Raw genomic sequence first — 8,015 nt, forward strand, 5'->3', positions numbered from 1 at the left:
AGGGGCTTGCACGTGGCAAGCCCGCCAAGCCTCCCCATTATAGGGGAGGTGGCCCGAAGGGCCGGAGAGGTTTCATATGAAAAAAGAGGATGGAGTTTGCAGAGAAAAAGCTTTAAATTTAAAACCATCCGCTAACTACTAACTGCTAGCCACTAACCCCTAAAAAAAGCTGTCGCATAGGCGACAGCTTTTTTTTAGCCTTTCTTATTTCACTTTATTCTTCAGCGTCCCGATGGCGGGAATGGTGATTTCTACGGTGTCGCCGGAGTGGAGGAAGCGGGGCGGGTTGAAGCCGACGCCGACGCCGCTGGGCGTACCCGTAGCGATGATGTCGCCCGGGAAGAGGGTCGTACCTTGGGAGATGGTGTGGATCAGTTCGGGGATGGTGAAGATGAATTCGCCTGTCGAGCCGTCCTGACGGACTTCATTGTTGACTTTCGTGACGATGTCGAACGTGTCGGGAGCGGCATCGCGCAGAAGGATATACGGCCCGATAGGGCAGAACGTATCCAGGCTCTTGCCGTGGAACCACTGGACGTGGTTGGCCTGCAGGTCCCGTGCCGTGACGTCGTTGAGGATGGTAAAGCCGTAGACGTGGTCCATGGCTTCGCCAACAGTGATATCCGAGCCTTCCTTGCCAATGATGACGGCCAGTTCGCCTTCATAGTCGACTTGGGACGTGACGTTCGTATGAGGGTCGATGAGGTCATCTGGGCCGATGACCGACGACGTAGCCTTAGTGAAGATGACCGGGTATTTCGGCGGTTTGGGCATGGCCGTCTTATCGAATTCGGCGATATGTTCCGTATAATTCTTGCCGATGCAGAAAATATTCCGTTCCATATGGGGAATCGGCGCCATGATGCGTACCGTGTCCAGCGGTTTCGCCTTGACAGCGCCGGTCTTTTCATTCTGTTCCAGTGCGTCGGCCAGGGCCAGCAGGCCGTCGTTGCCCTGCCGGATGAATTCCAGCATCGTTTCCGGAAGGGGCGTGAAAAAAGCTTCTTCCAAAGCAATGGCACCGTATACGCCATCTTCCGCTTCATTCAGGACGCCCCATTGAACGAAACCGAGGTCTTCAAAAGTAACCAGTTTTTTTATCATCATAAAAATTCGACTCCTTTACTCATGATAACTTATTATAGCATGACTACTAAAGAATGACTATCCTCTTCATAAAATAAGCGCAGTTCGCAGGCGGCCGGTCGCAGGCCGCAAAAAAACGGCCAGCGGCCGTATGCGTAGGGGCTTCCCGTGGGAAGCCCGCCAGAGAGATTCAATCACAGCTCATTCGGGTATGATGATAAGCTTTCAGGAACCACGAGCCACTGCTTTTTTCGGACTCAGATGCGGCTACGCCGCGACAGACTCAAACTAACAACGACGCTTTGGGAAGCCCTCAGCGCGTAGCGGGCCGCCCGCCGCCGCTATTCGTTCTGGAAACGGTCTTGGCCCCTCCCGATGGTCGGTACTTGACGGGCTAGAAAGGCTTTGGGACGGCCCCTACGGTATCGCATGTAGGCGATGGGGAATAACGCTGGCAGTCTGCCATAAAAAATACACGGACATTGGCCGAATTGTAGGGGCTTCCTGTGGGAAGCCCGCCAGAGATATTCGACCACAGCCCGTTCGGGTATAATAACAGAATTTTACGATGGATACGAAAATGGCGATGTCGTCAGTTTGAGTGTCTGCCGCCGCGTTGCGGCATCGGAGTCCGGGCGGCCTGTGAACTGTGCTCTGTGTCCTCATTTTCCTAAATCTACTGGAAACAGTTGCAAAATAGGCGCTAATCACGGTATAATGTGGTATTGAAGGCATTTATACATATATGAAAGGGAGATACATCGATGGATAACGAAACGACCAAAAATTTTATTGAAACTATTATCGATGAAGACAACGAAAAGAATACATATGGCAAGCGGGTCCATACCCGTTTCCCGCCGGAACCGAATGGCTATCTCCACATCGGCCACGCCAAGTCGATCTGCCTGAATTTCGGCATTGCCAAGAAATATGGCGGAATAACGAATCTCCGCTTTGATGACACGAATCCGTCGAAAGAAAATACGGAATATGTAGAATCGATTAAACGCGATGTCAAATGGCTCGGTTTTGACTGGGACGACCGCATGTTCTATGCGTCGGACTATTTCGATAGACTCTATGAATACGCCAAGAAATTGATCCGCCTGGGCAAGGCTTATGTCGACGATTTGTCGAGTGATGAAATCCGCGAATACCGCGGCACGTTCAATACGCCGGGGAAGGAAAGCCCGTACCGTAACCGCAGCGTCGAAGAAAACCTCCAGCTCTTTGAAGATATGAAAGCCGGCAAGTTCGCCGATGGCGAAAAGGTACTGCGCGCCAAGATCGATATGGCCAGCCCGAACCTCAACATGCGCGATCCGGTCCTTTACCGTATCGTCCATGCTTCGCACCATCGGACAGGCGACAAATGGTGCATCTATCCGATGTACGACTTCGCCCATCCCGTATCGGACGCCATCGAACGCATTACTCATTCTATCTGCACCTTGGAATTTGAAGCTCACCGTCCGCTGTACAACTGGGTCCTCGAAGACTGGGACGATCCGGAAGGCCAGAAACCGCGGCAGATCGAATTCGCCCGCCTGAATGTCACTAACATGATCACGAGCAAGCGTAAACTGCGCCTCCTCGTCGAAAAGGGCATCGTCAGCGGCTGGGATGATCCCCGTATGCCGACGGTTTCCGGCATCCGCCGCCGCGGCTATACGCCGGAATCAATCCGCGACTTCTGCGAACGCATCGGCGTCGCCAAGGCAGACAGCATGGTCGATATTTCCCTCCTGGAATACTGCATCCGCGAAGACCTGAAGATGAAAGCACCGCGCTTGATGACGGTCATCGACCCGATCAAGGTCGTCCTCACCAATTATCCAGACGGCAAGACGGAAACGATGACGGCCGACAACAATCAGGAAAATGAAGCCATGGGCACGCGCGAAATGACGTTCAGCAAGAACCTTTATATCGAACGCAACGACTTCATGGAAGAACCGGTCAAGAAGTTCTTCCGCCTGGCTCCGGGCAAGGAAGTCCGCCTCAAGTATGCATACATCATCAAATGCGAAGAAGTCATCAAAGACGAAGATGGCAACATCGTCGAACTGCACTGCACGTATGACCCGGAAAGCAAGAGCGGCAGCGGTGCCAACGCCAACCGCAAGGTCAAAGGGACGTTGCACTGGGTCAATGCCGAAGATGCTGTCGACGTCGAAACCCGCGTCTATGACTATCTCTTGAAGGACGACGGCAGCGAGGAAGAAGGGGAAAGCAAGGATTTCCTCGACCAGATCAATCCCCACAGCCTCGACGTATACCACAGCAAGGCCGAAAAGGCATTGGCAACGTATCATGTCGGTGATAAGTTCCAGTTCCTGCGCCAGGGGTATTTCGTCATTGATCCCGATACGACGGCAGACCACCTGGTCGTCAACCGCATCGTCGGCCTCCGCGACACCTGGGCTAAGATGCAGAAAAAGAAAAAACAATAAGCGATTATTAAAAAAGGGGCTGCCTTTCTCAGAATGGATTAGAATTTCATGAGAAAGGGCGGCCCTTTCGTATCTTGCGTGTATAATGGAGGTAGGCCATGAAAACCCCTGGCTCACACAGTCTGTTGTTCTTCTTTATTTTCCTCATCGTCGGCGGTATCCTCGGTGGCATCGTCGGAGAGGCCCTGTATGCTGTTCCGGCCTTGAAGGGTATCCTGCCGGCCCTGACGCAGCATTATGAAATCTTGAATATCCAGAATATTCACCTCAATCTCTATCTCATGGAATTGCAGTTTGGCATCCATCTGGCACCGAATATGCTCAGCATCATCGGCGTCATCCTGGCAGCCATTCTCTTTCGTCATCTTCAATAATTTAGGAGGGATTATTACATGCTCATCTTAGCTTCTGGTTCGCCTCGTCGTCGCGAACTGCTGACGCAGATCGGCGTCGCCTATATGGTCAATCCGAGTACGTACAGTGAAGAATCACCGAAGAAAAAGGATCCGGAAAAATACGTCCAGGCCCAGGCGTTGGGCAAGGCCCGCGATGTAGCTGAAAAATTCCCGGGACAGTGGGTCCTCGGCGCCGATACGATTGTCGCCATCGATGGGGAAATGCTGGGCAAGCCCCGCAATGAAGCCGCTGCCGTCGAGATGCTACGGGAATTGTCCGGAAAGAAACACTCCGTCTATACGGGCATCGCTTTGATCAATGGCCATAAGGAATACACGAAGGTCGTCGAAACGAAAGTCTGGTTCCGACGACTGAGTGAAAAGGAAATCAAAGCCTATGTCGCTTCTGGGGAACCGCTGGACAAAGCCGGTGCCTATGGCATACAGGGCCGGGCTGCGGCTTTCGTCGATAAGATCAATGGTTCCTATACCAACGTCGTCGGCCTGCCCTTGTCCCAGGTATGCAAGTTGTTCCACAAAGCCAAGGTCCATGTATGAGCGACCCTTTCCGCAGCCTCGCTGTTTGTGAGAAACCGCGGGAAAAATTCCTCCGTCACGGTCCTTCGGCTGTGACCGACCAGGATTTGCTGGCGATTCTATTGCGGACGGGTACGAAGGGACAATCCGTCCTCGATGTGTCGCGGCAGGTCCTTCATTCCCTGCCAGGGGAAAATATTTGTTATCTCAGTGATACCAGCATCGGCGACCTCTGTCAGATTCCCGGCATCGGGACGGATAAGGCCGTCACGGTCTGTGCCGCCGTCGAGCTGGGACGGCGTATTTCCCGGCAGCACGTAAAGGAAGCGGCGCCTGACTTCAGTACGCCCCAGGCCATTGCCGGCTATGTCATGGAAGATCTGCGCTTTTTGCCGCAAGAGCAGTTCGGCGCCGTCTATTTATCGACGAAGAACCAGCTCATCGCCTATCGCACGCTGACCATCGGCACGATCAATGCCAGCCTGGCCAAGTCGCGGGAAGTCTTCCGCTATGCCCTGCGCTACAATGCCGCAGCTGTCGTCCTGGTCCATAACCATCCGTCAGGCAACCCCGAACCGAGCCACGAGGATATCGTCGTGACCCAGCGCATTGCCGACGCCGGCCAGATCATGGAAATACCCGTCCTCGACCACATCATCATCGGCGACGGGACCTTCGTCAGCCTTTGCGAGCGCGGTTACGTGTAAAGACAAATGTATCAAGACAAATGACAGGGTTTCATGATATAATGGATGTAAAATACCGTCCGCCTGCAAGCGGGAAACTGGCAGTGCGGTCTCTGAGGTGAGCCTTATGATTCTTTACTTTTCAGGAACGGGAAATTCATTATATGTGGCCAAGAAGCTGGCTGAACTGACTGGTGATACGGCCGTGCCGATTTCGGCTATCCATGAACGGTGCCAGCGTATCCAGGATCGCATCATCGGCTTTGTCTTTCCCGTCTATTTCGGGGATCTTCCCGAACCCGTACAGGATTTCATCAGACAGGTCCGTTTCCAGAAATCGACCTATTTTTATGGCATTGCTACTTGCGGCAGTGCGCCTGGCCGGTCGCTCAGGACGATGGACCGGATCCTCCGGCGTCAACATTGTTCTTTGTCCTACGGGGCTGTCCTGCCGATGATCGCCAACAGTACTATCGCGTCGCGGCGCCATATCCGCTACGATATGAACCGCCTGGACCACGCCGATGAACTGGTCGCTGCCGCAGCCGATAAGATACGCGGGCAGGTCCGGGATACGACGGCCATCCATTCGTCGCTGTCGGCCTGGCTCATGAACCTGGGCCTGATCCGCCATGCTGGGGAACGCTGGCTGACGCCAGCTGTCGATGGGGGACGCTGCGTTGCCTGCGGCCTCTGTGCCCGCATCTGTCCGGTGAGCAATATCATCTGTACGGCGAAAGGGGCCGTCATCGGCTCTCATTGCAGCCATTGCCTGGCCTGTGTCCACTGGTGTCCCCAGCAAGCCGTCACCGTCCATGGTAAACAGATCCTTTCTGAGGACCAGTACCACCATCCCGACGTCACGGCTGAAGACATGATGCGGCGATAAGAGTAAAAAGGGGCTGTCGCATGTGCGACAGCCCCTTTTTTTATCCGGACCCTTACTTCCAGACGAGGAGCAGGGAAGCGCCGAATTCTTTTTTGAATTGTTTGCTCAGTTGTTTCATTTCGTAGTCAGCGGCGTTGTACGTCGAGCCCGTCGCCGTCGTGATGATCATGACGGCGACGTTTTCGGCCAGTGTGACTTCGACGTCGGTGACGATTTGTTCATACGTCAGGTCCGAGGCTTCGGCCAGGGCCAGGATGGTCGAGAGTTTGCGGATCATGATCCAGTCTTCGGCAGAGGCCATGTTGGCGTAACGGTAGGCCCGGATGATCTTGCGGCTGATGCCGTGATGGAAGCCGGCGATGAAGCCCGTAATGATTTGTTCGACCTGGGTCAGGCCGTAGAGCGGGGCATGAGCGATCATGAAGGCCGAATGGCGGGCGTGGTTGTAGAAGTTGATGATCTTGCCGACATCGTGCATGCGGGCGGCTGTCTGCAGCAGGAGGCGTTCCCGCGGGCCGTAGCCGTGGAGCGGCTGGAGCTGGTCGAAGAGCTGGGTGGCAATGCGCGTGACCTGGTCGTAGTGAGCCTGGTTGATGATGATGCCGCTCAGCGTACCGATGAAGTTCTTGACGCTGAAATCGAGGATGTCGTCGAAACGCGGTGACGGCAGCTGGCAGTACGAAGCGTAGTATTCAAAGAATAAACCTTCGCGGAGGCCACAGCCGCTGACGACCATTTCCGGGCTGCCCGTCATGTCGAAGATGGTCTTGATGACGGCTGCACCGGCGACGATGAGGTCAGAGCGTTCACTGGACAGGCCGGCGATTTTCTTGCGGTTGGCACTGGTCCGCGTCGTGATTTCATGATAGAGATTTTCAAAATGTTCCAGGGGCATGATGTAATTATGGAGCTTCGACAGTTCATAATTCGTCGCCCGCTGGTCCATTTTGGCGAAGTTACGGGCTGTACCGCCGATGCCGACGATGGGCAGCTGGATGTCCTCTATCCAGGGGACGGCGGCCATCTTTTTGCGGACGAATTTCATCAGGCTGGCAATGGCTTCGGAATCAGGATTGCCCTGGGTGCCGAATTTTTCCGTCAGTGTGACGGCGCCGATGGGGACCGACAGGGAATGGACGGCTTCTCCGTCGCGGACTAAGGTCATTTCGACGCTGGCACCGCCCAGGTCGAAGATGAGGAAGTCCTTCATGGCGATGGTGTTGATGACGCCGAGATAGCCTAAGTACGCTTCCCGTTCACCGGTGATGACGTTCATGGTGATGCCCGTTTCGGCATTGATGCGCTTCAGGAAAGCTTCGCCGTTGCTGGCATTGCGGACGGCTGCCGTCGCGACGGCCCGGCATTCATGGATGTCCATGACTTCCATGATGTGCTTATAGACATGCAGGCAGGTCAGGGCCCGCTGCATCCCTTCTTCACTGATGACGCCGGTCTGGCTCAGGCCGTGGCCCAGGCGGATGGCTTCTTTTTCCTGATAGAGCAGGGAATAAGACTGGTTGTCGGCAATCTGCATGACGACAAAACGGATGGAGTTAGAGCCCATGTCGATGATGGCTAATTTTTCCATGGTATACCTCGTTTCTGCGGATGTTTATCAAGTTTATCGTTTATCTTTTCCATTATACTACAGAATAGAGAGGCATGCCGAAAATTTTTACAAAAAATATACATACATACGGTGACTTTCATGTATAATAAGAAGAGTATCAGCTAGACAGCAACTATACCGTCAAGAAAAGTGGGGAGAGTAATGGAAAAACAAACCCGGAATGTTTTCGGTATCATCCATATCGGGACGGTCAATATGACCTTGAAGGTCATTGCTTACTCGTCTTTGGATGATATGGAAATCATCGAAAATGTATCCCGAGAAGTAAAATATGGGGAAACGGTATTCCAGCGCCATCACGTCAGTTTTCAGTCCCTGAACGAAATCTGTCAGGTC

Annotated in this window: 7 protein-coding genes and 1 pseudogene; 6 read left to right on the forward strand and 2 right to left on the reverse strand. The window is 53.7% G+C overall.

Translation table 11 applies throughout. The features are described 5' to 3' along the window. Window positions 1-204: 204 nt before the first annotated feature. Window positions 205-1,107, reverse strand: a complete 903-nt coding sequence (locus ACFWUB_RS11000) for a fumarylacetoacetate hydrolase family protein (protein WP_169012903.1) — start codon at window positions 1,105-1,107, stop codon at window positions 205-207. A gap of 743 nt (window positions 1,108-1,850) precedes the next feature. Here ACFWUB_RS11000 and ACFWUB_RS11005 point away from each other — a divergent pair. The 5 genes from ACFWUB_RS11005 (at window position 1,851) to ACFWUB_RS11025 (ending at window position 6,049) form a co-directional block, all read left to right on the forward strand. Further along, window positions 1,851-3,542 carry a glutamine--tRNA ligase/YqeY domain fusion protein gene (locus ACFWUB_RS11005; protein ID WP_302491381.1) on the forward strand — a complete coding sequence of 564 codons (1,692 nt, stop codon included), beginning with the start codon at window positions 1,851-1,853 and terminating at the stop codon, window positions 3,540-3,542. A gap of 98 nt (window positions 3,543-3,640) precedes the next feature. After that, entirely contained in the window at window positions 3,641-3,916 is a 276-nt protein-coding gene (locus ACFWUB_RS11010) for a DUF4321 domain-containing protein (RefSeq protein WP_014016527.1), read from the forward strand. 18 nt (window positions 3,917-3,934) lie between these two features. Further along, window positions 3,935-4,495 carry a Maf family protein gene (locus ACFWUB_RS11015; protein WP_292281953.1) on the forward strand — a complete coding sequence of 187 codons (561 nt, stop codon included), beginning with the start codon at window positions 3,935-3,937 and terminating at the stop codon, window positions 4,493-4,495. Next, window positions 4,492-5,181 (forward strand): RadC family protein, encoded by a 690-nt coding sequence (gene radC, locus ACFWUB_RS11020; protein ID WP_020309747.1) that lies wholly within the window; start codon window positions 4,492-4,494, stop codon window positions 5,179-5,181. Before ACFWUB_RS11015 ends, radC begins: the two co-directional genes overlap by 4 nt. 106 nt (window positions 5,182-5,287) lie before the next feature. After that, window positions 5,288-6,049 (forward strand): EFR1 family ferrodoxin, encoded by a 762-nt coding sequence (locus ACFWUB_RS11025; protein WP_292259988.1) that lies wholly within the window; start codon window positions 5,288-5,290, stop codon window positions 6,047-6,049. Between the two features lie 52 nt (window positions 6,050-6,101). Here ACFWUB_RS11025 and ppx read toward each other — a convergent pair whose 3' ends face one another. Further along, window positions 6,102-7,637 carry an exopolyphosphatase gene (gene ppx / locus ACFWUB_RS11030; RefSeq protein WP_416183971.1) on the reverse strand — a complete coding sequence of 512 codons (1,536 nt, stop codon included), beginning with the start codon at window positions 7,635-7,637 and terminating at the stop codon, window positions 6,102-6,104. Window positions 7,638-7,820: 183 nt separating this feature from the next. On the opposite strand from ppx, the pseudogene ACFWUB_RS11035 reads away from it, so the two are divergent. Beyond that, a pseudogene (locus tag ACFWUB_RS11035) lies at window positions 7,821-8,015 on the forward strand (hypothetical protein); the annotation flags it as partial.

Origin of the sequence: Megasphaera sp. (assembly GCF_047831605.1) — a bacterium.
Taxonomy (GTDB): domain Bacteria; phylum Bacillota; class Negativicutes; order Veillonellales; family Megasphaeraceae; genus Megasphaera; species Megasphaera intestinihominis.